Source organism: Micromonospora sp. NPDC048040, from assembly GCF_055587185.1.
This window is the reverse complement of sequence record NZ_JBVJGT010000003.1, coordinates 36,202-58,781: the sequence shown is the minus strand read 5'-3', so window position 1 is coordinate 58,781 and position 22,580 is coordinate 36,202. Positions and strand designations below refer to the sequence as shown.

Sequence of the window (22,580 nt, the reverse complement as noted above, 5' to 3'; positions counted from 1 at the left end):
GGCGTGTCATGGCCGAGGTGATCCGGGTGCTGCTCGCCGACGACCAGCCGGCGGTGCGGGCCGGGCTGGCGCTGATCCTGGCCGGCGCGCCCGGCGTCGCCGTGGTGGGCGAGGCCGACGACGGCGCGGAGGCCGTCCGGCTGTGCCGCGAGCTGCGGCCCGACGTGGCGGTCATGGACGTGCGGATGCCCCGGCTGGACGGCATCTCGGCCACCCGGGAGATCGTCGCCGACCGGCTCGCCGACGTGCTCGTGCTCACCACCTTCGACCTCGACGAGTACGTCTTCGGCGCGCTGCGGGCCGGCGCGGCGGGCTTCGTGCTCAAGGACATCGACGCCGAAGGGCTGGTGGCGGCGGTGCGGACGGTCGCCCGGGGCGAGGGGTTCATCGCCCCGGCGGTGACCCGCCGGCTGATCACCGCGTTCGCGGCGACCGCCCCGGCCGCCTCCGGGGCGACCCGGGCGGCGGTGGACACGCTGACCCCCCGGGAGCGGGACGTGCTGGCCTGCCTCGGGCTCGGGCTGTCCAACCAGCAGATCGCCGACCGGCTGGCGATGGCGGAGAGCACCACCAAGACCCATGTCAGCCGGATCCTCGCCAAGCTGGACCTGCGCAGCCGGGTGCAGGCCGCCATCCTGGCCCAGGAGCTGGGGCTGCCCGCTCCCCCGCCCGCCTGACCCGACCCGCCGGCCCGCCCGGGGCCACCGCCGAGCGCGGGCCGCCCGGCGTGAAGGTCCAGGTCGGGACGTGTCAGGCTGGAGCGGTGAGCGAGCCGGGCGGTACGGAGCTGTCGGCCACGCTGCGCCGGATCGAGCGGGCGGCGGGGGCGCTGGCCACCGCCAGCGTGGCCCGGATGGACGAGGCCCTGCCCTGGTTCCGCGACCTGCCCGCCGACCACCGTTCCTGGGTGATGCTGGTGGCCCAGGCCGGCGCCCGGTCGCTGGTGCAGTGGCTGCGCGACGGCGGCGGCACGGCGGACAGCACCCAGGAGGTCTCCGACGAGGTCTTCGCCACCGCGCCGCAGGCGCTGGCCCGCTCGATCAGCCTCCAGCAGACGGTGGCGCTGATCAAGGTGATGATCGACGTCGTCGAGGAGCAGGTCTCGCACCTGGCCGCGCCGGGCGAGGAGCAGCAGTTGCGCGAGGCGGTGCTGCGGTTCTCCCGGGAGATCGCCTTCGCCGCCGCCCGCGCGTACGCCCGGGCCGCCGAGTCCCGCGGCTCCTGGGACGCCCGGTTGCAGGCGTTGCTGGTGGACGCGCTGCTGCGGGGCGACTCGCCGGACGTGCTGGCCAGCCGCGCGGCGGCGCTCGGCTGGGCGGACGCCCCGCCGGTGGCGGTGGCGGTCGGCCGCTCCCCCGGCGGCGAGGTCTCCGCCGTGCTGCACACCGTGCACCGGCAGGCCCGACGCATCGGCGCGGAGGTGATCGGCGGGGTGCACGGCGACCGGCTGGTCATCGTGCTCGGGGGCGCCGCCGATCCCGTCGCCGCCACCGTCAAGCTGCTCGGCGCGTTCGGCGACGGGCCGGTGGTGGTCGGCCCGGCCGTACCGAGCCTGGACGAGGCGACCGAGTCGGCCCGCGCCGCGCTGGCCGGCTTCCGGGCCGCCCCCGCCTGGCCGACCGCGCCCCGGCCGGTGCCGGCGGGCGACCTGCTGCCGGAGCGCGCCCTGGCCGGTGACGCGGAGGCGCGCCGGCGGCTGCGGCACGACGTCTACGCCGCGCTCGTGCGGGCGGGCGGCGAGTTGCTGGAGACCCTCGACGCGTTCTTCGCGGCCGGCGGCACGCTGGAGAGCGCCGCCCGCGCCCTCTTCGTGCACCCGAACACGGTGCGCTACCGGCTGCGGCGGATCGCCGACGTGACCGGCTTCTCGCCGCTCGCCGCGCGGGACGCGTTCGCCCTCCAGGTGGCGCTCACCGTCGGCCGGCTCGACCCGGTGGTCCCGGTGGTCCCAACCCAGACAATGACCCCAGCCGTCAGGAAATCGTCACAGTCGGGTGATGATCACCGCCGATCTTTGTAGGAACCCCCCAAAGGTTCTAGTGCGGTTTGGTCGAGGGCGGCACAGCGCTACCCGCGCGTATCCGGGAGAGTCATAGACGTGCTCGCCGTACTCTCTCCCGGCCAGGGTTCCCAGAAACCCGGCTTCCTGACCCCCTGGCTCGACCTGCCCGGTGCCGAGGCCCGTCTGCGGTGGTGGTCGGCGCTGGCCGGGGTCGACCTGGTGCACCTCGGCACCGCGGCCGACGCCGACGAGATCAAGGACACCGCCCGCACCCAGCCGCTGCTGGTCGCGGCGGCGCTGCTCGCCGCCGAACACCTGCCGATGTACGACGTCACCGTCACCGCCGGCCACAGCGTGGGCGAGCTGGGCGCGGCGACGCTCGCCGGGGTGCTGCCCGCGGAGGCGGCGATCACCCTCGCCGGCGTACGCGGCCGGGAGATGGCCGCCGCCTGCGCGCTGGAGCCGACCGGGATGGCCGCCGTGCTGGGCGGGGACCGCGACGAGGTGCTCGCCACGATCGCCGCGCACGGGCTGCACCCGGCCAACCGCAACGGCGCCGGCCAGTTCGTCGCCGCCGGCGCGGTCGCGGGCCTGGAGAAGCTCGCCGCCGAGCCGCCGACCAAGGCCCGGGTGATCCGCCTCAAGGTGGCCGGCGCCTTCCACACCCCGTACATGGCCCCCGCCGAGGCGGCGCTCGCCGCCGTCGCCGCCGGGATCACCCCCGCCGACCCGACCCGGATCCTGCTGTCCAACATCGACGGCGCCGCGGTCGACCACGGGCGCGACATGGTGCAGCGCCTGGTCCGGCAGGTCACCGCGCCGGTGCGCTGGGACCTCTGCATGCGCACGCTGGCCGACCTCGGGGTGACCGGCGTGATCGAGCTGCCCCCGGCGGGCACCCTCGCGGGCCTGGTCAAGCGGGAGCTCAAGGAGAGCGGCCTCCCGGAGATCGTCACCCTGAACACCCCGGACGACCTGCCCGCCGCGCGGGACCTGATCGCCCGGCACGGGATGGCGCCGAGCCACGAGCCGACCATGCAGTTCCGCGTGGTGGTGGCCCCGTCGGCCGGCACCTTCGAGCCGGCGGCGGGCCTCGCCGAGGGCGACACGCTCGACGCCGGGCAGGTCGTCGGCCACATCGCCACCCGGCAGGGCCCGGTCGAGGTGGCCGCCCACGACAGCGGGGTGCTCACCGAGTGGCTCGCCCACCACGACGACCCGGTCGCGCCGGGCCAGCCGCTCGTTCGCATCGGAGGTCACGCATGACCGGCAGCCGGATCCTCGCCATGGGGCACTACCAGCCCTCCCGGGTGGTCACCAACGACGAGATCGCGCAGCTGGTGGAGACCAGCGACGAGTGGATCCGCGACCGGGTCGGCATCGTCACCCGGCGGATCGCCGACGGCGAGTCGGTCACCGACATGGCCGCCGCCGCCGCCGGCAAGGCGCTGGCCAACGCCGGCCTCACCGCCGCCGACATCGACCTGGTCGTCGTGGCCACCTGCAGCGCCGTCGACCGCAGCCCGAACGTCGCCTGCCGGGTCGCCGCCAAGCTCGGCATCACCGCGCCCGGGGCGTACGACATCAACACGGCCTGCTCCGGTTTCGCCTACGCGCTGGGCACGGTGGACCACGCCATCCGGGCCGGCGCCTCGCGCAACGCCCTGGTGATCGGCGCGGAGAAGCTCTCCGACATCGTCGACTGGACGGACCGCTCCACCTGCATCATCTTCGCCGATGGCGCGGGCGCCGCCGTGGTGACGGCCACCGCCGAGGACGAGCCCGCCGGCATCGGCCCGGTGGTCTGGGGCTCGGCCCCGGAGAAGAGCGACGCGGTACGCATCGAGGGCTGGCGCCCGTACATCCAGCAGGAGGGGCAGTCGGTCTTCCGCTGGGCCACCACCGAGCTGGCGCCGCTGGCCCGGCAGGCGTGCGAACGCGCCGGGGTGGACCCCTCGGAGCTGGCCGCCTTCGTGCCGCACCAGGCCAACGCCCGGATCATCGACGGCATCGTGAAGCGGCTCGGCATCCCGAACGCGATCATCGCCAAGGACATCGTCGAGTCCGGCAACACCTCGGCGGCGAGCGTGCCGCTGGCCCTGTCCAAGCTGGTCGAGCGGCGGGAGGTGCCCTCGGGCGCCCCGGTGCTGCTCTTCGGCTTCGGCGGCGGCCTGACCTACGCCGGTCAGGTCGTCCGCTGCCCCTGAAGCCCCTCCGGCGCGCCAGCGCCGGGGAGTGACGGCCGGCGTCGTCGGCCGTCGAGTGAAACCGATGAGAGGAACCAAACCGCAATGACCCGTGACGAGATCACCGCCGGCCTCGCCGAGATCCTCGAAGAGGTTGCCGGGGTGAACCCGGACGACGTGGCCGAGGGGAAGTCCTTCACCGACGACCTGGACGTCGACTCGCTCTCCATGGTGGAGGTCGTGGTGGCGGCCGAGGAGAAGTTCGGCGTCAAGATCCCGGACAACGAGGTGCAGAACCTGAAGACCGTCGGGGACGCCGTCAGCTACATCGAGGCGCAGTCCTGATCATGGCGCACACCGACGTCGTCGTCACCGGGCTCGGCGCGACCACTCCGCTGGGCGGGGACGTCGCGTCGACCTGGGACGCCATGCTCGCCGGCCGCTCCGGGGTGAGTGCCCTCACCCAGGAGTGGGCCGAGCAGCTGCCGGTCCGGATCGCCGCCCAGCTCGCGGTGGATCCGGCCGGCCTGCTCGACCGGGTCAAGCTGCGCCGGCTGGACCGTTCCGAGGCGATCGCGATCATCGCGGCACAGCAGGCCTGGGCGGACGCCGGCCTGGCCGACTCCGGGCTGGACCGGGAGCGGCTGGGCGTCAGCGTCGGCTCGGGCATCGGCGGCGCCCTGACCCTGCTCGCCCAGGACGACGTCCTGGAGGCGTCCGGGCCGCGGCGGGTCTCCCCGCACACCATCCCGATGCTGATGCCGAACGGCCCCGCCGCCTGGGTGGGGCTGGAGCTGGGCGCGAAGGCGGGGGTGCACTCGGTGGCCAGCGCCTGCGCGACCGGCGCGGAGGCGATCGCGCTCGGCCTGGACATGATCCGTGCCGGCCGCGCCGACGTGGTGGTGGCCGGCGGCACCGAGGCGGTCATCCACCAGCTGCCGATCGCCGGCTTCAGCTCGATGCGGGCCATGTCGACCCGCAACGACGAGCCGGAGCGGGCCTCCCGTCCGTGGGACAAGGGCCGCGACGGCTTCGTGCTCGGCGAGGGCGCGGGCATCCTGGTGCTTGAGCGCGCGGACCACGCCGCCGCCCGGGGGGCCCGGGTGTACGCGCGCCTGGCCGGGGCCGGCATCACCTCCGACGGCTACGACATCGTGCAGCCGCACCCGGAGGGGGAGGGCGCGATCCGGGCCATCGCCAAGGCGATCGCCGACGCGGACGTCGCCAGGTCCGACATCACGCACGTCAACGCGCACGCCACGTCGACCCCGGTCGGTGACGTGGCGGAGATCAAGGCGCTGCACGAGGCGCTCGGCGACCACCCGGTGCTGTCCTCCACCAAGTCGATGTCCGGTCACCTGCTGGGTGCGGCGGGCGCGCTGGAGTCGATCGCCACCATCCTGGCGATCCGCGACAGCGTCGTACCCCCGACGATCAACCTCGACGACCCGGACGACGGCCTCACCCTGGAGGTGGCCGCGAACAAGGCGCGCCACATGGACATCCCCGCCGCGCTGAACAACTCGTTCGGCTTCGGCGGGCACAACGTGGCTCTCGTCTTCACGCGGGCCTGAGACCACAGCCTTGGAGGCTCACGTGACCACCACCGCCGTTGGTGCGGACACTTCACCCGCCGTGGACCACCGAGATCCGGAGTTGCGGCTGCGGGCGCTGTTCGATGCCGGTTCGTTGCGGTTGATGGCGCCCCGGGACACCTCCGGCGTCCTGTGGGCGCGGGGCGAGATCGACGGCACGCCGGCGATCGCGTACGCGACCGACGCCACGCGGATGGGCGGCGCGATGGGCACCGAGGGGTGCCGGCACGTCGTGGACGCCATCGACACCGCGGTGCGGGAGCGGGTGCCGGTGCTGGGGTTGTGGCACTCCGGTGGGGCCCGGCTGGCCGAGGGCGTGGTGGCGCTGGACGCGGTGGGTCAGGTGTTCGCCGCGATGGTGCGCGCGTCGGGGCGGGTGCCGCAGATCTCGGTGGTGCTGGGTCCCGCGGCCGGCGGCGCGGCGTACGGGCCGGCGTTGACCGACATCGTGGTCATGAGCGGGGCCGGACGGATCTTCGTGACCGGTCCGGAGGTGGTACGCAGCGTCACCGGTGAGCAGGTCGACATGGAGCGGCTGGGCGGGCCGGAGCCGCACGGCCGCCGCTCCGGGGTGGTCCACGTGACGTGCAAGGACGACGAGTCGGCGCTGGCCGAGGCGCGCAAGCTCGCCGCGCTGCTGGGACGCCAGGGTCGGCTGTCGCCCGACGACGTGGCGGCGGAGGGCGACCAGGGGCACGACCTGGCGGCGAAGATGCCGGTGGAGACGAACCGGGCCTACGACGTCAAGCCGGTGGTCAAGGCGCTGCTGGACGCTCCCGGGGTGGAGCTGCACGCCAAGTGGGCGCCGAACGTGGTGACCACCCTGGGCCGGTTCGCCGGCCGCACCGTCGGGGTGATCGCCAACAACCCGCTGCGCCTGGGCGGCTGCCTCGACGCCTCCAGCGCCGAGAAGGCGGCCCGGTTCGTGCGGATGTGCGACTCCCTCGGCGTGCCGCTGATCGTGCTGGTCGACGTGCCCGGCTACCTGCCCGGCCTCGGCCAGGAGTGGGACGGCGTGGTGCGCCGCGGCGCGAAGCTGCTGCACGCCTTCGCCGAGGCCGTCGTGCCGCGGGTGACCCTGGTGACCCGCAAGGCCTACGGCGGGGCGTACATCGCGATGAACTCCCGCTCGCTCGGGGCGACCGCCGTGTTCGCCTGGCCCCACGCCGAGGTCGCCGTCATGGGGGCCAGCGCCGCGGTCAACATCCTGCACCGCAAGAAGCTCGCCGCCGCCCCCGCCGAGGAACGCGAGACGCTGCGCGCGCAGCTGATCGAGGAACAGACCCGGGTCGCGGGCGGCGTCAACCGCGCCCTGGAGATCGGCGTGGTCGACGACGTCATCACCCCCGCCGAGACCCGTCGCCGCATCGCCGAGGCCCTCGCCGCCGCCCCGGCGGCCCGGGGCGCGCACGGCAACATCCCGCTGTAGTCGCACGTACCGTCGAGGGGCCCGCGCTCACCCGAGCGCGGGCCCCTCGCGTCGTTCAGCCCCGGTTGCGGGGGTGCTGGCGGGCGGTCCGCTCGTTGCCCCGGCGGTAGTTGCCGGTCCACCGGGCCATCGCGAGCTGCGGGTCGTCCTCGACCTCGGCGAGGAACTCCGCCGCCCGGCCGCCGCGCAACGTGCCCGCCACCCGCCCGTGGTGGGTGATCACCACGGTGCCGTCCGACCGCTCGGCGTACGCGAAACCCTGTGCCGTTCCCATGTGCGCAGAGGGTGCCAGGTGCGGCGGGCGACCGCGAGCCGGTTTCCGGGTTGACTCTCCAGCGGCTGGAGACAGGAGGCTCTTCGACGTGGACGACCGCACCGACCTGTTCACCATCGGGCAGCTCGCCCGCCGGACCGGCCTCTCGGTCCGGACCATCCGCTTCTGGTCCGACCTGGACCTGCTGCCCCCGACCGGCCGGTCGCCGGGCGGCTACCGGCTCTACGACGCGGCCGCCGTGGCCCGGCTGGAGCTGCTGCGCTCCCTGCGCGAGCTGGGCATCGGCCTGGACGACGTACGCCGGATCGTGGACCGCCAGTCCACCGTCCGGGACGTGGCGCAGGCGCACGTCCGGGCACTGGACGCGGAGATCCGGACGCTGCGGCTGCGCCGGGCGGTGCTGCGGTCGGTCACCCGACGTGGCAGTACGACCGAGGAGTTGAGACTCATGAACGACCTGGCCCGCCTCTCCGCCCGGGAGCGGCAGCGGATCATCGACGACTTCGTGGCCGAGGTCTTCGACGGCGTCGACGTCGGCCTGGGTGCCGGTCTGGCCCAGGCCATGCGGGCGCTGCCGGCGGACCTGCCGGACGAGCCCACCGACGAGGAGGTGGACGCCTGGCTGGAGCTGGCCGAACTGGTGGCCGACCCGGACTTCCGCCGTCGGGTACGCGAGATGGCGGTGGCCGGGTCGGCCGACGCGACGGCGCCGCCACCGGAGCCGATGCCGTCGGTCGAGCCGGCGCGTGCGGCGCTGGCCGCCGGGATCGACCCGGCGTCGCCCGAGGCCCGGGCGGTGCTCGACGAGATGGTGGACCCGACGCTCACCCCGGACCAGCGCCGGGCGATGGCCGACGGGATCGCCGCCTTCACCGACCGGCGGGTGGAGCGGTACTGGCAGTTGATCGGCGTGCTCAACCGGCGGGAACCCTTCCCGCCCGCGGTGCCGGCCGTGGAGTGGCTGGTCGCCGCGCTGCGCGCGGCCCACTAGGTCAACCGGCTTGACGCCGTCCGTCCGCCCCGCTTTGATGGGCCGGCTCTCATCGTCAACGGGGAATGGACACATGGAACGACGTACCCGCGCCGCCGTGCTCGCGGCGCTGACCATCGCGCTGACCGGCGCCTGCGCCGACGCGAAGGAGACCCCGGCGGCCGGCGACTCGCCCTCGGCGTCAACCTCGCCGAGCACCACCGCCTCGCCGGTGACCCCCGGCCCGCCCTGGCACGACGAGGTGGCCGCCGCGGCCGCCGGCACCACCGTCGGCCAGAAGGGAACGCCCTGCGAGCTGCCGATCACCTTCTCGCTGCCGGCCGGGTGGAAGGTCGAGGCGGTGAAGGGCTCGGCGGAGTTCGGCGAGCCGACCGTCGGCAAGGCCAGGATGCTGTGCGAACTCGACGCCCGGCCGACCGGCGAACTCGGGTTCCTCCGGGTCTGGCGGGTCGACGGGGTCGCCGGCGGCGCCGAGGAGCACCTGAAGCACTTCGTCGGGGCGTACTCGCCGGAGGCTTCGGACCCGCGGTACCGGCGGGTGCGGGCCGGCACGCTCGACGCCGTGGAGGCGAGTTACACGGCGGACGGCGACACGGACCGGGCCATCGCGTTGTCCTCCCTCTACGGCCCGATCGTGTTGAGCCTGGACGCCCCGGACCCGGAGGACCTGCTGCCGGCGTACCAGCTGGTGAAGCAGTCGGCCCGGATCAACCGCGACTGAGGCGGTCAGCCGGCGCAGGTGGTGGCGGGCAGGCCGGGCACCGGCACCGGGGACCGACCCTCCGGCCGCGCCTTGCCGGCCAGCACCCGGGCGAGGGCGGTCATCGACGCCCGGCTGGACGAGTACGTCGCCAGCAGGGTCGGTGACTTCGCCTTCGCCAGCACGTACGGGGTGTCCATGGCGACCGTGACGGCGGCGTCGGCGCGCAGGTCGCCGGCGCCGTCGCCGTACCCGACCAGGTGCACCACCGTGCCGCCGCTGGGCACCACCTTCACCCCGGCCGCGGTGAGCGCCTCGGTCAGCGCCGCCCGGGTGTGGTCGCGCCCGCCGGAGGAGGTGACGGTCACCGGGCCCCGGACCCCGCCGCCGCAGGCACCCCGGAACACCGTCACGGCCGCCGCCGCCAGGTCCTCCGCCGCCTTCCGGTGCGCCGGGTCGCCCAGCGTGGACAGCTCGGGCGTGGGCCGGTCGGCGAGCTTGAACTTCATGGTCAGCACCCGGGTCGCGGCGTCGACGAGGCGGGCCCGGGGCAGCGAGCCGTCGCGGAGCGCGGCGAGCAGCCCGTCGTACGCCTGGCCGACGTGTGGCGTCATCAGGATCAGGTCGTTGCCCGCCTGCAGCGCGCGCACCGCGGCCTCCCCCGGTGACCAGCGCTTCGCCGGCGGCATGTTCATCCCGTCGGTGATCACCACGCCCTCGAAGCCGAGCTGGCCGCGCAGCACGTCGGTGAGCAGCTTGCGCGAGAAGGTCGCCGCGGTGCCCGGGTCCACCGACCGGGCGTCGAGGTGGGCGGACATGACGGCCATCGCGCCGGCGTCGATGCCGGCGGAGAAGGGCGGCCAGGCGCCGGTCTCCAGCGCCTTGCGGGACTGGTCGAGCACCGGCAGGTCCTTGTGCGAGTCGGCGGCGCTGTGCCCGTGGCCCGGGAAGTGCTTGACGGTGGCGGCGACGCCCTCGGCCTGCAACCCGCGGACCGCGCCGGCCACCTGCTCCGCGGTCGCCTTCGGGTCCGCCCCGTACGACCGGGAGCCGATCACGGTGCTGCGGGTGGCGAGCACGTCGGCGACCGGGGCGAAGTCGAGGTTGATGCCCATCGCGGCGAGTTCGCTGCCGGCCGCCCGCCAGGCGGCCTCGGTCAGCTCCGGCTTCCCGGCCGCGCCCGCAGCGAGGGCGCTGGGCAGCAGGGTCACCCCGTCGGTGATCCGGGTGACCACGCCGTACTCCTGGTCGGTGCCGATCAGGAACGGCGCCTGGCCGGCGGGCAGCCGACCGGCGGCCTCGCGCAGGCCGGTGGTGAGTTCGCGGACCTGCTCCGGGTTGTCGACGTTGGTGGTCTCCTGGTTGCCCTTGGTCGGGTCGTCGGCGCTGAAGCCGACCAGGATCAGCCCGCCGAGCCGGTACCTGGCGATCATCTCGGCCGGGGTGTCCACCCCGGCGAGCGCCTGGTTGCCGGCCTTCGATCCGGGCGAGACCCGGGTCGCCGAGTCGCCGTAGGCGTAGGGCATCAACACCTGGCCGACCAGGTCCTCGTCGGCGAGCGTGCCGACCAGGGCGGCGGCGCGGGCGGCCGGGTCGCCGCCGGGCAGGCTCGCGCCGGGTGTCGGGGTGGCCGCGGCGCTCGTCGACGCGGGCTCGGGACGGCGGTCCGCCGGCCCCGAGCATCCGGAGAGGAGCAGCGCGGTCAGGGCGGCGAGCGCGACGCCGGCACGTCGCGGGGTAGTCGACACGCGGCCCATCCCACCAGTTCACCCCTTATCGGGGCAACTTGACCTTCCCGCCGCCGCCGGCCGGGGCACGCCGGACGTGGGACGTCAGCCGACGCGGGTGAGCAGGGTCACCGGGGCGCCGTCGCCGGCGTAGCGGTAGGGCTCCAGCTCGGCGTCCCAGGCGGTGCCGAGCGCCTTGTCGAGCGCGTGCGCGAGGGCCTCCGGCGCCCGCGCACCCGCCATCAGGCTGCGCAGCCGGTCCTCGCCGAGCTGGATGTCGCCGGCCGCGCCCACGGTCGCGCGGAACAGGCCGCGCCCCGGGACGTACATGAAGCGCTCGCCGTCGGCGCCGGCGCTCGGCTCCTCGGTGACCTCGAAACGGATCATGGGCCACTGCCGGAGGGCAGCAGCCAGCTCGGCGCCCGTCCCCGGACGACCGGTCCACCCGCACTCGGCCCGGCGGGCGCCGGGGTCGACGGGCTGAGCCGTCCACTGCAGGTTGACCGGCGCGGCGAGGACGCGCGCGATCGCCCACTCGACGTGTGAGCACACGGCGAGTGGGGTCGAGTGGACGTATACGACGCCACGCGTTGGCACGGTGACCTCCCGGAGAGCGAGGTGCGTCTTCCCCTACGACCTCGATCACCCGAGTGGCTTCTGGAACACATGATGACTGGTGTGACGGATGGTGCGCCAGGGAATCGGAAAATTCGCCGGTCGGAATAGTCGGACGGGTGACCGCGGTTGACCCCTCCAGACGCGATGACCAGCCAGGGATCGTGGTCGTGTACAGTTCCATCGGCGGCCTGTGCCGCGCACATCTTCCGCGGGCCCACTCACCAGGTGCCGTCCGCACAGCCCCCGGACGTTCCGTCCTCCCGTACGTCTTGCAAGGAGTACCTCCGTGGCGAGCAACACCTCTAAGACCGCGCGCGCGTCAGTCCGGGCCGGCCAGGCTGGCCAGGGTGGCGCCCTCAGCGTGCTGGGCGAGTTCAAGTACCTCATCCCGCTCAACGGCGGCAAGCACGCCTACGTGCGTAACCTGACCAACGGCAAGACCGCGCACCTGCGCACCGACTCCGAGGCCTTCGTCGAGGAGATCCGGACGCTGGCCGCCGCCGGCCACGCCGCAAAGATCCGGGCCGAGATCAACAACCTCAACGCCACCCACCCGGGTGACGGCTGGGACGCCACCGAGAAGCGCCTCGTCGAGGCCGGCGTCTTCGAGGGCTGAGCCCTCCCCCACGCGACACCTGGACCGCCCGTCGGGATCATCCCGGCGGGCGGTTCCGTGTCTGTGGACCGGTGTGGAGGAAGGGCGCTACACCTCGAGCAGGGCGACCTCGCCGGTGGCCAGGTCGTAGAGGGCGCCGACCACGCCCAGCCGGCCGGCGGCGACGGGACCGGCGAGCAGGTCGTCGGCGCGCAGCGCGGCCACCGTCCGCAGCACGTGCCGGCGGACCGCCAGCGGGTGCGCCCGCGGGTCGTCGACGCCCACCTCGGTCACCGCCGGGGCGATCTGTTCGACGAGGTGCGCCAGCGCGCCGCCCGGTGACCGCCCGCCGCGCAGCGCGTCCACGGCGGAGGCGACCGCGCCGCACCGCTCGTGCCCGAGCACCACCACCAGCGGTACGCCCAACTCCCCGACCACGTACTCGATGGAGCCGAGCACCGCCCGGTCGAGCACGTGCCCGCCGGTGCGGATCACGCAGATCGAGCCGAACGTCTGGTCGAAGATCGCCTCCAGCGGCACCCGCGAGTCGATGCAGCCGAGGAGCACCGCGTACGGCTGCTGGTCCCCGGAGGCCGCCGCGGCGGCGGCGGTGACGTCGTGGCCGTGGATCGGCTGGCCGCTGACGAACCGGCGGTTGCCGGCGAGCAGTTCCGCCAGGGCGGCCCGGGGCGTACCGCCGGCCGCACGCCCGTCCGGCGCGGGCCCGGGCGGCGTTGCCTGCGGCGACCCCATGCCTCCAGCTTGGCCGGCCCGGCCGGCGCCCGGACCGGGTTGCGAATCTTCTCACCGGCACGGTTGCCGTGGTGTCATGACGGGTAGCCGGTGTTACCACCGGGTATCCCCGGTGTTGCGGACCAGCGCGGCCCTGGGGAGGTGGCGATGCCGGAGCACGTCGAGGTGCGTCTTCCCGACGACGTGCGGCTGCACGTCGAGGCGTCGGGGCCGGCCGACGCCGAGGTCACCGTGGTGCTGTTGCACGGCTGGACGCTGGACGGGCGGGCCTGGCACCGGCAGCTCGCCGACCTGCGGGAACGCTTCGACGGCGCGGTACGGGTGGTCGCCTACGACGCCCGTGGGCACGGCCGGTCGAGCTGCATGGCGCTGCCCACCGCCACCCTCGCCCAGCTCGGCGACGACCTGGCCGCGGTGCTGGACGAGGTGGCCCCGAGCGGCCGGGTGGTGCTCGCCGGCCACTCGATGGGCGGCATGACGATCATGGAGTACGCGCACCGGCACCCCGAGCACTTCGCCGCCCGGGCCGCCGGGTTGGTCTTCGTCTCCACGACGGCCGAGGGGCACACGCACACCGTCTACGGCCTGTCGCCCCGGATCGCCCGGTTGATCCGGCTCGCCGAGACCACCGGGGCCGGCGTGCTGGCCCGGTGCGGGTCCTGGCGGCCGCCCCGGGCGCTGCTGCGGGCGCTGCGCCCCAGCATCCGCTGGATGCTCTTCGGTGACCGCTGCGACCCGCACGACATCCGGCTGGTCACCTCGGCGGTGGCCCGCGCGTCGCTCCGCTCGATCGGCGGGTTCCGCGCCTCGATCGGGGCGCAGCACCGGCTGGACACCCTCGCCCGGCTCGCCCACCTGCCGGCGGCGGCACTGGTCGGCGACCGGGACCGGCTCACCCCGCCGCCGTGCGCCGAGTCGATCGCCGCCGCGCTGCCGGCGACGGAACTGACCGTCTGTCCGGGCGCCGGGCACATGCTGATGATGGAACGCCCCGCCGAGGTCAACGCGGCGCTGGGCGGCGTGCTCCGCCAGGTGCTCGACGACGCCCGCTCCGCCGCCCCCGCCACCACCCGCGAGGGGTGACGCGGGCAGGCCGGCAGAGGTGACGCGGGCAGGCCGGGAGGGGTGACGCGGGCTCCTTTCCCGCACCTCAGGCGCGGCTGGTTGCGCGCGGGCCGTACCCTCTTGCGGTTGGCCTGGCGTGGTTCGCGCGGTTCGCGCCGCCCGCCGCCGACGTCAGGAGGAGCGACCGTTGACCGACCAGACCACCCTGGCGCAGGAGACCGCCGTCGAGCAGCGGCACCTCGACCGGGTGTACGCCCGACTGGCCGAGCTGCGCCGGTCGGCGGTCCGCGCCGAGAAGGAGGGCTACCGACTCGCCCGGGTCGGCAACTTCGGGGCGCTGGTCGAGCGGGACGCGATGGTGTTCCACGCCGCGCAGCGGCGGCACGTGCTGGACGCCGAGCACGAGGGGCTGGTCTTCGGCCGGCTGGACCTGCGCGACCGGCAGGTGCTGCACGTCGGGCGGCTCGGCATCCGGGACGAGGACGCGACCACCCTGGTGGTCGACTGGCGGGCCCCGGCCGCCGCCGCCTTCTACCAGGCCACCCCGGCGGAGCCGCTGGGCGTGGTGCGGCGGCGCATGATCCAGTCCTCCGGTGAGCGGGTCACCCGGATCGAGGACGACCTGCTCGATCCCGCCGCCGCGCCCGCCGACATGGCGGTGGTCGGCGACGGCGCGCTGCTCGCCACGCTGTCGAAGGCCACCGGCCGGGGCATGCGGGACATCGTCGCCACCATCCAGCGGGAGCAGGACGAGGCCATCCGCTCCCCCGGTTCCGGGGTGACGATCGTCTCCGGCGGCCCGGGCACCGGCAAGACGGCGGTCGCCCTGCACCGGGCCGCGTACCTGCTCTACTCCGACCGCAGCCGGTACGCCGGCGGCGGCATCCTGGTGGTCGGCCCGTCCTCGGTCTTCGTCGAGTACATCGCCTCGGTGCTGCCCTCGCTCGGCGAGGACACCGCCACACTGCACTCGCTGGGCACCCTGTTCCCGGGCATGAGCGCCACCCGCACCGACCCGCCCGCCGTGGCGGCGGTCAAGGGCTCGCTGCGGATGCGCCGGGTGCTGGAACGGGCGGCCCGGGACGCGGTGCCGGACGGTCCGGCCGAGCTGCGCCTGCTCTACCGGGGCGAGCTGCTCCGGCTGGACCGCCGCGAGCTGGACGCCATCCGGGAGCGGGCGATGCCCCGGGGCGCCCGCCGCAACGAGGTGCGCCGCGCCGGCTTCGACGGCGTCTTCGCCGCGCTCTGGGCGCAGGCCCGTCGGCTGGGCATCGGCCGGCTGCCCGAGCAGCGCGCGTTCGAGGACGAGATCGCCGAGCGGCCGGAGTTCCGGGAGTTCCTCAAGGCGTGGTGGCCCCGGCTGCACCCCCGGCACGTGCTGGGCTGGCTGGCCCGCCCCGACCGGCTGCGCCGGTACGCCGGCGGGATCCTCTCCGGCGCCGAGATCCGGCTGCTGACCGACGCGTACCGGAGCCTGGACCGCGCCGGGCTGACGATCGCCGACATCGCGCTGCTGGACGAGCTGGACGCGCTGCTCGGCAAGCCGATGAAGCCGGCCCGGCCGAAGCGGGACCCGTTCCAGCTGGCCGGCGGGGTCCGCGAGCTGAGCACGTTCGCCGACCGGCAGCGCGCGGCCCGCGAGGCGGCGCGGCAGCGCCCGGAGGACTACCGGGAGTACGCGCACGTCGTGGTCGACGAGTCGCAGGACGTCTCGCCGATGCAGTGGCGCATGATCGGCCGGCGCGGACGGCTGGCCTCGTGGACGGTGGTGGGCGACCCGGCGCAGACGGCGTGGACCGGCGACCCGGAGGAGCTGGCCCGCGCCCGGGACCAGGCGCTGGGCCGGCGCAAGCGGCACCACTTCACCCTGACCACGAACTACCGCAACTCGGCGGAGATCTTCGCGGTGGCGGCGGCCGAGATCCGCCGGCTGCACCCGGACCTCCCGCTGCCCAGGGCGGTGCGCTCCACCGGCGTCGACCCGGTCGAGCTGGCGGTGCTGCCGGCGGAGCTGGAGACCGCCGTGGTGACGGCGGCCACGGCGTTGCTGGCCGAGGTGGAGGGCACCGTGGGCGTGATCACCCCGGTGCCCCGCCGGGACGAGGTGGCCGGGTGGCTGGGCGGGCTGGGCGCGCCGCGCCTGCAGGTGGTGACCAGCCTGGAGGCCAAGGGCATGGAGTACGACGGCGTGGTCCTGGTCGCCCCGGGCGAGATCCGGGCCGACCCGGGTTCGGGCGTACGGACGCTCTACGTCGCGCTGTCGCGGGCCACCCAGCGGCTGACCACCGTCGACCCGACCGGCTGAGTCGTCCCGACCGGCTGAGTCGCCGACCGCCGCCGGGCAATCACTTGCACATATTGCGATGTGAGCATAGATTGAACCGGGTCCTGACGGGTGACGGAAGGTGGGCGCGTGGGTGCAGGTCATGACCACCACCACGGGTCGGTCGCGAATGCCGCGCACCGCCACCGGGGCCGCCTCTGGGCGGCGTTCGCGCTGCTCGGCGCCCTGATGGCGGTGGAGGCGGTGGCCGCCTTCCGCACCGGCTCGCTGGCTCTGCTGAGCGACGCCGGGCACATGTTCACCGACGTGCTCGGCATCGGCATGGCGCTCGCGGCGATCACCGCGACCCGGCGCGCCGGCGCGGACCCGCAGCGCACCTTCGGCCTCTACCGGCTGGAGGTGCTGGCCGCCCTGGCCAACGCCGTGCTGCTCTCCGGCGTCGCGGTCTACGTGGTCGTCGAGGCCGTACGCCGGTTCGGCGACCCGCCGGAGGTGCTCGCCGGCCCGATGCTCGCGGTCGCCGTGCTCGGCCTGCTCGCCAACGTGGCCGCCTTCGCCCTGCTGCGGTCCGGGGCGAAGGAGAGCATCAACATGCAGGGCGCGTACCTGGAGGTGCTGGGCGACCTGCTGGGCTCACTCGGCGTGATCGGCGCGGCCCTGCTGATCGCCGTCACCGACTGGTGGTGGGCGGACCCGCTGGTCGCGGTGGCGATCGGGATGCTCATCCTGCCCCGCACCTGGCGGCTCGGGCGCGCCGCGCTGCGCATCCTGGTGCAGGCCGCGCCGGAGCACCTCGAGGTCACCAGGGTGCACGACCGGCTGGCCGCCGTGCCCGGCGTGGCCGAGGTGCACGACCTGCACGTCTGGACGCTGACCTCCGGGATGGAGGTGGCCTCGGCGCACCTGACGATGGAGCCGGGCGCGGAGGTCGGCGCGGTGCTCACCGCAGCCCGGACGGCCCTGCACGAGGACTTCCAGATCGAGCACGCGACGTTGCAGATCGAGCCGGGGGCGTCTCCCGGGGCCTGCGGGTCGGTTGAGTGGTAATGAGCACAGCCTTAAATCTGGGAGAGTATTGTTGACTTATGTCGGATTTGACGGTAAGCGGGCAGGCACCCTCAGTCACCTGCGCTGCACCAGTCACACCGGCACCGGTAGGCTCGGCTCCGGCCTCCGCCAGGCGGCACCCACCGGTGCCGGCGGTGGCCGCCGCCTAATCGCCCGGCGGGGCGAACCGGGGAACCATGTTCGTGGGGTGCATCCGCGTCAGCGGTAGGGATCTTCCGTCCCAAACCCGTCAGCTAACCCGGTCGGCGGCTGACGGAAGGACACGTGTATGCCAGTGATGGCACCTGTACGACGACGCGCCGCCCGGTTGGCGGCCCTGATCGCCGCGACGCTCGCCCTCGGCGCCGCGGTCACCCCGGTCACCACCGCCCCCGCGGCGGCCGCCTCCCGGGCCGGCCTGCTCGCCGCAGCCCCCGGCCAGGACCAGGAGGGCGGCACGCCCGCCCTGCGGGCCCAGCTCGAAGCCGCCAGCAAGGGCTACCTGGACGCCAAGCGGGCGCTGGACACGTCGGTCAAGCGGCAGCAGCAGCTCGCCGCGCAGCTCAAGACGACCGAGAGCGAGCTGACCGAGCGGAACAGCAAGGTCGGCGAGATCGCCGGAGTGGCCTACCGGACCGGCCGGCTGGGGGTGGTTTCCGCCCTGCTCAACAGCAGCTCGCCGGACGGCTTCATGGACCGGGCCGCCGCTCTCGACGCGGTGGCCGCCAACGAGGACCGGGCGCTCCGCGAGCTCCAGGAGACCCGAGACCAGGCCACCCGCACCAAGCTCGCCCTGGACGGCGAGATCCGGGAGCAGCGCAAGCAGGTCACGGTGATGGCCAAGCGCAAGGAGCAGGCGGAGCGGGCGCTGACGGTCGCCAACCGGTCGCAGGCAAGTGGCGGCGGGCCGGGCGGCAGCTCCACCGCGACGGCGAAGCCGGCGCCACGCAACTCCGACGGGTCCTGGCCGTCCGAGTCGTGCAGCGTCAACGACCCCACCCCCGCCAACGGCTGCATCACCCCGCGCACCCTGCACGCGCTGAACCAGGCCAAGGCGGCCGGCTTCACCCGCTACGTCTCCTGCTACCGCCCCGGCGGCTCCGGCGAGCACCCCAAGGGCCGGGCCTGCGACTTCGCGGCACAGAAGAGCGGGTTCGGCGGCGACGCCACCGGCGGCGACAGGACGTACGGCAACAACCTGGCGGCGTACTTCGTCAAGAACGCCGACCGGCTCGCCGTGCTCTACGTGATCTGGTACAGGCAGATCTGGCTGCCCAGCAGCGGCTGGAAGTCGTACAGCGGGGCCAACGGCGACCCGTCCAGCGACCACACCAACCACGTGCACCTGTCGGTCTACTGACGTTCGGCCCCGGTGACCCGCGGGCGGGTCACCGGGGCCGACCGCTCCCACCGCCACCTCCCCGGCCGACGGCCGGGGATTTCGCCGTGTCGGTGCCCGGCTCAGCCGGGCGGTGACTCCGGCGGGTGCCCGCCGAGGGCAACGCCGAGCCGGGCCGCCAGCCCGAGGTGGGCGGCGCGCGCCTGGCGGAAGGCGTAGCCGAAGAGCGGGACCGGCGCGGCAAGGGTGATCTCGACGTCGATCCGGACCACGCCGTCCGGCTCGGCCCGCAGTCGGGTCCGGTTGCGCACCGTGGTGGCCGGCCACTGCCGGGCCACGGTGACGATCTCGTCCGGCCCGTCGACCAGGACGTCGGCCCGGTAGGTGACCGGCAGGCGCAGCGGCCCGACGGCCAGCCGGTCGGTGATGAGGTAGCTGGCCCGCGCGCCGCGACGGGGCGACACCCGGCGGACCCGGGCGATCAGCGGGTGCAGGTCCTGCTGCCGGGCCTGGTCCGCGAGCAACCCCGCGGCGTCGGCGAGCGAGCAGCGCGCCTGGACGGTGTAGCTGAAGGAATCCCGTCTGAGCACGCCGTCTCCCCACCGTCGCCGTCGCCCGATCGTCGCGCACCGGCGGCGCGCTGGCAACGGTGTGCCGCTCCGCGCGCGGATGCCGGCCGTCGACCCGCCCGCCGGCTACCGTCGGTCGTTGACAGGTGCAGCCGGGCAGCGGCCTGGCCCTGCTGGCCGACGGCTACGCCTCCGTGACGGCGATCCGCGTGGTCACCGAGTCGTCCGACATCGACCGGTCGGGCCTCGGCGACGACTGACGCCAACGGGTCACCGGCGGGACCCCTGCCGGCGGGTCAGGCGCCGGGGAGGACCTCGGGGGCGGGCGCGCCGGCGTAGTAGGGCTCGGGGGCGCCGAAGAGGCCGAGCAGGCCGGTCACCCAGAGCTGCCGGTGCACGAACCGGCTCGGCTCGGTGACGACGAGCTTGACGCCGCTCACCTCGGCGGTCTGGAAGCCGGCGACCATCGCGCTGATACCGACGGAGTCGATGAAGGTGACGAGCCTCATGTTGAGCTCGATCCGGCTGGGGTGCCCCTTGGCCAGGACCTCGGCGATCGCCTCACGCACCTCGTATGCGGTGTCGACGTCGATCTCGCCCCGGGGGGCGATCTCGATGACACCACCGGGCATAACCGACTTCACGATCGACAGGCTCACGCGAGCACCTCCACTCGCCCGTCCGACGGGCGCCTCATCAGTACGCGGGCCGCGACCGAGAGTATTCCTCCGACGGCCTCGGTCGCCACCCCTCGGGATGAGCAATTCGCGGATGAGGGCGCACCAAGTCGCCCTTATCCGGACTTTCTACTTCTTGTTTACCCAACGATCAGCTGCCGCTGACGCGTCGCCGCCCCAGGGTAGCCGTCTCCCGCCGGCACCGCCCGGCACCCGAACTTCCTGGCGTGGCCGGCCCCCGCTTCCGCCCCCGGGTTGCCCGTCCTACCTAGGATCGGCCCGGAGAGCGGGCGCCACGACGGAAGGACGATCGATGATCAGGAGACTCGCCGCGCTGGCCGGTGTCGGCGCGTTGCTGGCCCTCGTGCTGGCCTGCGGCTTCGGCGGCGGCGACGATGACGACGACGATGACGACGACTTCGCGCGCGGCGTGACCGCGGTGGTCACGCTCCGCTGACCACGGCGAGGGCCACCGCCCGGTGACCGGGCTCGCCCCGCGTCCCCGCGGGTTTGCCGAGGCGCCCGGTTGGGCACAGGCGGAACGAGCGAACCATGACGCGCCGGTGAGACGTCGAAGTCCGAAGTGGCCGCCGGCTTCGGCCCGAGGAGGTAACCACCATGTTCGGTACCAATCTGCTGGATCGCCGCAGCAAGCCCGAGCGGATCGCGGACCAGGCGTGGCAGAACCTGGTCTCGGCGGTCAGCTCCGCGGGTGACAGCGTCCGCGACACCGCCCGGTCGGCCCGCCGCGGCGGTTCCGGCCTCGCCGACGAGGCCGGCGACCTGGTGGGCTCCGCAGCGGACGAGGCGCGCCGCCGGGCCACCCTGGCCTTCGACGCGCTCGCCGGCCGCCGCCCCGCGCTGCCCTGGACGCTGCTGATCGGCGCCGCGCTGGTCGGCGCGGCGATCGGCTGGGCGGCCGGCACCGCCGCGCGGGCCGCCGGCAGCCGGGACGACCGGGCGGCGGACGACATCGAGTTCGTCGACGTGGACCGTCCCAACTCCCCCGTCGGCCTCGACGGCTGACTCACCCCGGCCCACGGGCACACCACGGGCCCCGGTCGACCCTGAGGGTCGGCCGGGGCCCGCGCCGTACCTCCCGCAGGGCACAGCCACCCGGGTCGGGTGAGGGCCGCTCACCCCCGCCCGCGCCAGGATCGGTCCCGGCAGGCCCGTGTGCACAGGCAGCTATCCCGTGAGGAGTGACAGATGGCCATCGAGACGATCACCCGTACCGACCAGGACATCCAGTCCGCCGTCCTCGACGAGCTGACCTGGGAACCCCGGGTGCGACCGCACGAGATCGGCGTGACCGTCTCCGAGGGCGTGGTCACGCTGACCGGTCGGGTCGACAGCTACGCCAAGAAGTGGGCCGCCGAACGGGCGGCGCACCGGGTCGCCCGCGTCCGGGCGGTCGCCAACGACCTGGCGGTACGCATCGGCACCGGCGCCGAACGCGCCGACCCGGACATCGCCGCGGCGGCGGGGCACGCGCTGGAGTGGGACGCCTTCGTCCCGCTGGAACAGCTCGACGTGACGGTCGCGCAGGGCTGGGTGACGCTGCACGGCGAGGTGGACTGGGAGTACCAGCGCCGCGCCGCCGAACGGGCGGTGGCCCGGCTGACCGGCGTACGCGGGGTCAGCAACGGCATCACCGTCCGCCCCGAAACCCGGCCGGACGGGCACGCCCTGGCCGCCCGGATCGTCGACGCGCTGGCCCGCAACCGGGCCACCGAGGCGGAACGGATCACCGTCCGGGTGCACGGCGACACGGTGGTGCTCGGCGGGCTGGTCCACTCGATGCCGGAGCGGGCGGAGGTGGAACGCACCGCCTGGTGTGCCCCGGGCATCCGCGAGGTGCAGAACCACATCGCGGTCGCCCCCGTGCTGGCCTGAGCCGCCGTGCCCCGGTCGGCCTCCGACCCCGGCGGCGAGGGCCGGCGGACGTGGCCCGACGGGCACGCGGGTGGAACCACCCGGGCGGGGTGAGCCGCCCTCACCCCGCTCCGGGCCAGCCTGGGAGACATGACTGATCCGAAGGGGTCGACCCGAGCCGGGCGCGCCACGCCCGGATCCCGCACGCCGGCCACCCGGCCCGGCGCCGCACGCCTCCGGCGGGCGGACGACGGCCGGCCGCTCGCGCCGGATCGCCTCGGCACGGATCGGCGGGTGACGACCGGATGACCACGCCACTGCAGGTCACCGCCCGCCTGCGGACCCCGGTGACCGAGCACGACCACGTCCGCGGACCGATGGACGCGCCGGTGACGATCGTCGAGTACGGCGACTTCCAGTGCCGGTTCTGCGGGGCCGCGTACCAGAACCTGCGGGAGGTGCTGCGGCAGCGGGCCGAGACGGTACGGCTGGCCTACCGGCACTTCCCGATCACCAACATGCACCCGTACGCCGAGCACGCCGCCGAGGCCAGCGAGGCGGCCGGGCGGCGGGGACGGTTCTGGGCGATGCACGACTGGCTCTACGAGCACCAGGACCAGCTCGACCCGGTGCACCTCTCGCTCGGCGTCGCGCAGCTCGGCCTGCCCGCCGACGAGGTCAACGCGGAGGTGGAGCGGCAGGCGCACGGCGACCGGGTACGGCGGGACTTCGTCGGCGGCATCCGCAGCGGCGTCGAGGCCAGCCCGACCCTGTTCGTCAACGGGGTCCGCCACGACGCCGGCTACGACCTCGCGGACCTCCTGGCCGCAGTCGACGCCGCCGCCACCCCCTGA

At 74.6% G+C, this 22,580-nt stretch carries 24 protein-coding genes and 1 riboswitch; of the genes, 18 read left to right on the top strand and 6 right to left on the bottom strand.

Going from position 1 to position 22,580, the window contains the following annotated elements; translation table 11 throughout:
* The first annotated feature begins 8 nt into the window (after positions 1 to 8).
* The 7 genes from ACZ6O2_RS04800 to ACZ6O2_RS04770 all read left to right on the top strand — a co-directional run bounded on the left by ACZ6O2_RS04800 (position 9) and on the right by ACZ6O2_RS04770 (position 7,212).
* A complete protein-coding gene (locus tag ACZ6O2_RS04800; protein WP_350707734.1) occupies positions 9 to 677 on the top strand; it encodes a response regulator transcription factor in 669 nt (222 codons plus the stop codon).
* Positions 674 to 2,020, top strand: a complete 1,347-nt coding sequence (locus ACZ6O2_RS04795; protein ID WP_466022216.1) for a PucR family transcriptional regulator — start codon at positions 674 to 676, stop codon at positions 2,018 to 2,020. Before ACZ6O2_RS04800 ends, ACZ6O2_RS04795 begins: the two co-directional genes overlap by 4 nt.
* 78 nt (positions 2,021 to 2,098) lie before the next feature.
* The gene (locus ACZ6O2_RS04790) at positions 2,099 to 3,268 is read left to right on the top strand and encodes an acyltransferase domain-containing protein (protein ID WP_466022022.1); all 1,170 of its coding nucleotides are present in this window, start codon (positions 2,099 to 2,101) and stop codon (positions 3,266 to 3,268) included.
* Positions 3,265 to 4,209, top strand: coding sequence for a beta-ketoacyl-ACP synthase III (locus ACZ6O2_RS04785; protein WP_350707730.1), 945 nt, complete (start codon positions 3,265 to 3,267; stop codon positions 4,207 to 4,209). The genes ACZ6O2_RS04790 and ACZ6O2_RS04785 overlap by 4 nt, the downstream gene beginning before the upstream one ends.
* Positions 4,210 to 4,293: 84 nt before the next feature.
* Positions 4,294 to 4,533, top strand: a complete 240-nt coding sequence (locus ACZ6O2_RS04780; RefSeq protein WP_007072348.1) for an acyl carrier protein — start codon at positions 4,294 to 4,296, stop codon at positions 4,531 to 4,533.
* 2 nt (positions 4,534 to 4,535) lie between these two features.
* Positions 4,536 to 5,762, top strand: coding sequence for a beta-ketoacyl-ACP synthase II (gene fabF / locus ACZ6O2_RS04775; RefSeq protein ID WP_350707728.1), 1,227 nt, complete (start codon positions 4,536 to 4,538; stop codon positions 5,760 to 5,762).
* Positions 5,763 to 5,823: 61 nt separating this feature from the next.
* A complete protein-coding gene (locus ACZ6O2_RS04770) occupies positions 5,824 to 7,212 on the top strand; it encodes an acyl-CoA carboxylase subunit beta (protein ID WP_350708019.1) in 1,389 nt (462 codons plus the stop codon).
* Between the two features lie 55 nt (positions 7,213 to 7,267).
* Here the strand turns inward: ACZ6O2_RS04770 and ACZ6O2_RS04765 are convergent, their stop codons facing one another.
* Entirely contained in the window at positions 7,268 to 7,486 is a 219-nt protein-coding gene (locus ACZ6O2_RS04765) for a hypothetical protein (RefSeq protein WP_350707726.1), read from the bottom strand.
* 88 nt (positions 7,487 to 7,574) lie between these two features.
* Between ACZ6O2_RS04765 and ACZ6O2_RS04760 the strand changes: the two genes are divergently transcribed.
* Together ACZ6O2_RS04760 and ACZ6O2_RS04755 are read left to right on the top strand one after the other, a co-directional pair.
* Positions 7,575 to 8,477: a helix-turn-helix domain-containing protein gene (locus ACZ6O2_RS04760; protein ID WP_466022021.1), complete on the top strand. Its 903-nt coding sequence runs from the start codon at positions 7,575 to 7,577 to the stop codon at positions 8,475 to 8,477.
* A gap of 73 nt (positions 8,478 to 8,550) precedes the next feature.
* On the top strand, positions 8,551 to 9,198 hold the full coding sequence (locus ACZ6O2_RS04755; RefSeq protein ID WP_466022020.1) for a lipoprotein: 648 nt from the start codon (positions 8,551 to 8,553) through the stop codon (positions 9,196 to 9,198).
* A gap of 5 nt (positions 9,199 to 9,203) precedes the next feature.
* Here ACZ6O2_RS04755 and ACZ6O2_RS04750 read toward each other — a convergent pair whose 3' ends face one another.
* The gene (locus tag ACZ6O2_RS04750) at positions 9,204 to 10,934 is read right to left on the bottom strand and encodes a glycoside hydrolase family 3 protein (protein WP_466022019.1); all 1,731 of its coding nucleotides are present in this window, start codon (positions 10,932 to 10,934) and stop codon (positions 9,204 to 9,206) included.
* 75 nt (positions 10,935 to 11,009) lie between these two features.
* Positions 11,010 to 11,501 (bottom strand): DUF3145 domain-containing protein, encoded by a 492-nt coding sequence (locus tag ACZ6O2_RS04745; RefSeq protein WP_350707719.1) that lies wholly within the window; start codon positions 11,499 to 11,501, stop codon positions 11,010 to 11,012.
* 307 nt (positions 11,502 to 11,808) lie between these two features.
* Between ACZ6O2_RS04745 and ACZ6O2_RS04740 the strand changes: the two genes are divergently transcribed.
* Positions 11,809 to 12,138 carry a hypothetical protein gene (locus ACZ6O2_RS04740; RefSeq protein WP_350707717.1) on the top strand — a complete coding sequence of 110 codons (330 nt, stop codon included), beginning with the start codon at positions 11,809 to 11,811 and terminating at the stop codon, positions 12,136 to 12,138.
* Positions 12,139 to 12,225: 87 nt separating this feature from the next.
* On the opposite strand, the gene ACZ6O2_RS04735 is transcribed toward ACZ6O2_RS04740, so the two are convergent.
* Complete coding sequence (locus ACZ6O2_RS04735; protein ID WP_466022018.1) at positions 12,226 to 12,870, bottom strand: carbonic anhydrase; 645 nt, start codon at positions 12,868 to 12,870, stop codon at positions 12,226 to 12,228.
* 147 nt (positions 12,871 to 13,017) lie between these two features.
* Here ACZ6O2_RS04735 and ACZ6O2_RS04730 point away from each other — a divergent pair, with 147 nt between their 5' ends.
* The 4 genes from ACZ6O2_RS04730 to ACZ6O2_RS04715 all read left to right on the top strand — a co-directional run bounded on the left by ACZ6O2_RS04730 (position 13,018) and on the right by ACZ6O2_RS04715 (position 18,626).
* Positions 13,018 to 13,953, top strand: coding sequence for an alpha/beta fold hydrolase (locus ACZ6O2_RS04730; RefSeq protein ID WP_466022017.1), 936 nt, complete (start codon positions 13,018 to 13,020; stop codon positions 13,951 to 13,953).
* 169 nt (positions 13,954 to 14,122) lie between these two features.
* On the top strand, positions 14,123 to 16,240 hold the full coding sequence (locus tag ACZ6O2_RS04725) for a HelD family protein (protein ID WP_466022016.1): 2,118 nt from the start codon (positions 14,123 to 14,125) through the stop codon (positions 16,238 to 16,240).
* A 108-nt stretch (positions 16,241 to 16,348) separates the two neighbouring features.
* Positions 16,349 to 17,266, top strand: coding sequence for a cation diffusion facilitator family transporter (locus tag ACZ6O2_RS04720; protein ID WP_466022015.1), 918 nt, complete (start codon positions 16,349 to 16,351; stop codon positions 17,264 to 17,266).
* Positions 17,267 to 17,419: 153 nt separating this feature from the next.
* Positions 17,420 to 17,551: riboswitch (cyclic di-AMP (ydaO/yuaA leader) on the top strand.
* A gap of 13 nt (positions 17,552 to 17,564) precedes the next feature.
* Positions 17,565 to 18,626 carry a coiled-coil domain-containing protein gene (locus tag ACZ6O2_RS04715; protein ID WP_350708017.1) on the top strand — a complete coding sequence of 354 codons (1,062 nt, stop codon included), beginning with the start codon at positions 17,565 to 17,567 and terminating at the stop codon, positions 18,624 to 18,626.
* Positions 18,627 to 18,727: 101 nt separating this feature from the next.
* Here the strand turns inward: ACZ6O2_RS04715 and ACZ6O2_RS04710 are convergent, their stop codons facing one another.
* Together ACZ6O2_RS04710 and ACZ6O2_RS04705 are read right to left on the bottom strand one after the other, a co-directional pair.
* Entirely contained in the window at positions 18,728 to 19,195 is a 468-nt protein-coding gene (locus tag ACZ6O2_RS04710; RefSeq protein ID WP_466022014.1) for an SRPBCC family protein, read from the bottom strand.
* A gap of 275 nt (positions 19,196 to 19,470) precedes the next feature.
* The gene (locus ACZ6O2_RS04705) at positions 19,471 to 19,833 is read right to left on the bottom strand and encodes an STAS domain-containing protein (protein WP_350707706.1); all 363 of its coding nucleotides are present in this window, start codon (positions 19,831 to 19,833) and stop codon (positions 19,471 to 19,473) included.
* 331 nt (positions 19,834 to 20,164) lie between these two features.
* Between ACZ6O2_RS04705 and ACZ6O2_RS04700 the strand changes: the two genes are divergently transcribed.
* The 4 genes from ACZ6O2_RS04700 to ACZ6O2_RS04685 all read left to right on the top strand — a co-directional run bounded on the left by ACZ6O2_RS04700 (position 20,165) and on the right by ACZ6O2_RS04685 (position 22,580).
* The gene (locus ACZ6O2_RS04700) at positions 20,165 to 20,308 is read left to right on the top strand and encodes a hypothetical protein (RefSeq protein WP_350707704.1); all 144 of its coding nucleotides are present in this window, start codon (positions 20,165 to 20,167) and stop codon (positions 20,306 to 20,308) included.
* Positions 20,309 to 20,469: 161 nt separating this feature from the next.
* Complete coding sequence (locus tag ACZ6O2_RS04695; RefSeq protein WP_350707703.1) at positions 20,470 to 20,877, top strand: hypothetical protein; 408 nt, start codon at positions 20,470 to 20,472, stop codon at positions 20,875 to 20,877.
* Between the two features lie 183 nt (positions 20,878 to 21,060).
* Positions 21,061 to 21,747 (top strand): BON domain-containing protein, encoded by a 687-nt coding sequence (locus ACZ6O2_RS04690; protein WP_350707701.1) that lies wholly within the window; start codon positions 21,061 to 21,063, stop codon positions 21,745 to 21,747.
* A gap of 284 nt (positions 21,748 to 22,031) precedes the next feature.
* Complete coding sequence (locus ACZ6O2_RS04685; protein ID WP_350707699.1) at positions 22,032 to 22,580, top strand: DsbA family protein; 549 nt, start codon at positions 22,032 to 22,034, stop codon at positions 22,578 to 22,580.

What these genes read in the sequence shown, in the direction of transcription:
- ACZ6O2_RS04730 (WP_466022017.1), top strand. Translation starts at nt 13,018, where the DNA reads ATGCCGGAGCACGTCGAGGTGCGTCTTCCCGACGACGTGCGGCTGCAC.
- ACZ6O2_RS04755 (WP_466022020.1), top strand. Translation starts at nt 8,551, where the DNA reads ATGGAACGACGTACCCGCGCCGCCGTGCTCGCGGCGCTGACCATCGCG.
- ACZ6O2_RS04780 (WP_007072348.1), top strand. Translation starts at nt 4,294, where the DNA reads ATGACCCGTGACGAGATCACCGCCGGCCTCGCCGAGATCCTCGAAGAG.
- fabF (WP_350707728.1), top strand. Translation starts at nt 4,536, where the DNA reads ATGGCGCACACCGACGTCGTCGTCACCGGGCTCGGCGCGACCACTCCG.
- ACZ6O2_RS04695 (WP_350707703.1), top strand. Translation starts at nt 20,470, where the DNA reads ATGTTCGGTACCAATCTGCTGGATCGCCGCAGCAAGCCCGAGCGGATC.
- ACZ6O2_RS04800 (WP_350707734.1), top strand. Translation starts at nt 9, where the DNA reads ATGGCCGAGGTGATCCGGGTGCTGCTCGCCGACGACCAGCCGGCGGTG.
- ACZ6O2_RS04715 (WP_350708017.1), top strand. Translation starts at nt 17,565, where the DNA reads ATGGCACCTGTACGACGACGCGCCGCCCGGTTGGCGGCCCTGATCGCC.
- ACZ6O2_RS04685 (WP_350707699.1), top strand. Translation starts at nt 22,032, where the DNA reads ATGACCACGCCACTGCAGGTCACCGCCCGCCTGCGGACCCCGGTGACC.
- ACZ6O2_RS04735 (WP_466022018.1), bottom strand. Translation starts at nt 12,870, where the DNA reads ATGGGGTCGCCGCAGGCAACGCCGCCCGGGCCCGCGCCGGACGGGCGT.
- ACZ6O2_RS04750 (WP_466022019.1), bottom strand. Translation starts at nt 10,934, where the DNA reads ATGGGCCGCGTGTCGACTACCCCGCGACGTGCCGGCGTCGCGCTCGCC.
- ACZ6O2_RS04785 (WP_350707730.1), top strand. Translation starts at nt 3,265, where the DNA reads ATGACCGGCAGCCGGATCCTCGCCATGGGGCACTACCAGCCCTCCCGG.
- ACZ6O2_RS04690 (WP_350707701.1), top strand. Translation starts at nt 21,061, where the DNA reads ATGGCCATCGAGACGATCACCCGTACCGACCAGGACATCCAGTCCGCC.
- ACZ6O2_RS04765 (WP_350707726.1), bottom strand. Translation starts at nt 7,486, where the DNA reads ATGGGAACGGCACAGGGTTTCGCGTACGCCGAGCGGTCGGACGGCACC.
- ACZ6O2_RS04700 (WP_350707704.1), top strand. Translation starts at nt 20,165, where the DNA reads ATGATCAGGAGACTCGCCGCGCTGGCCGGTGTCGGCGCGTTGCTGGCC.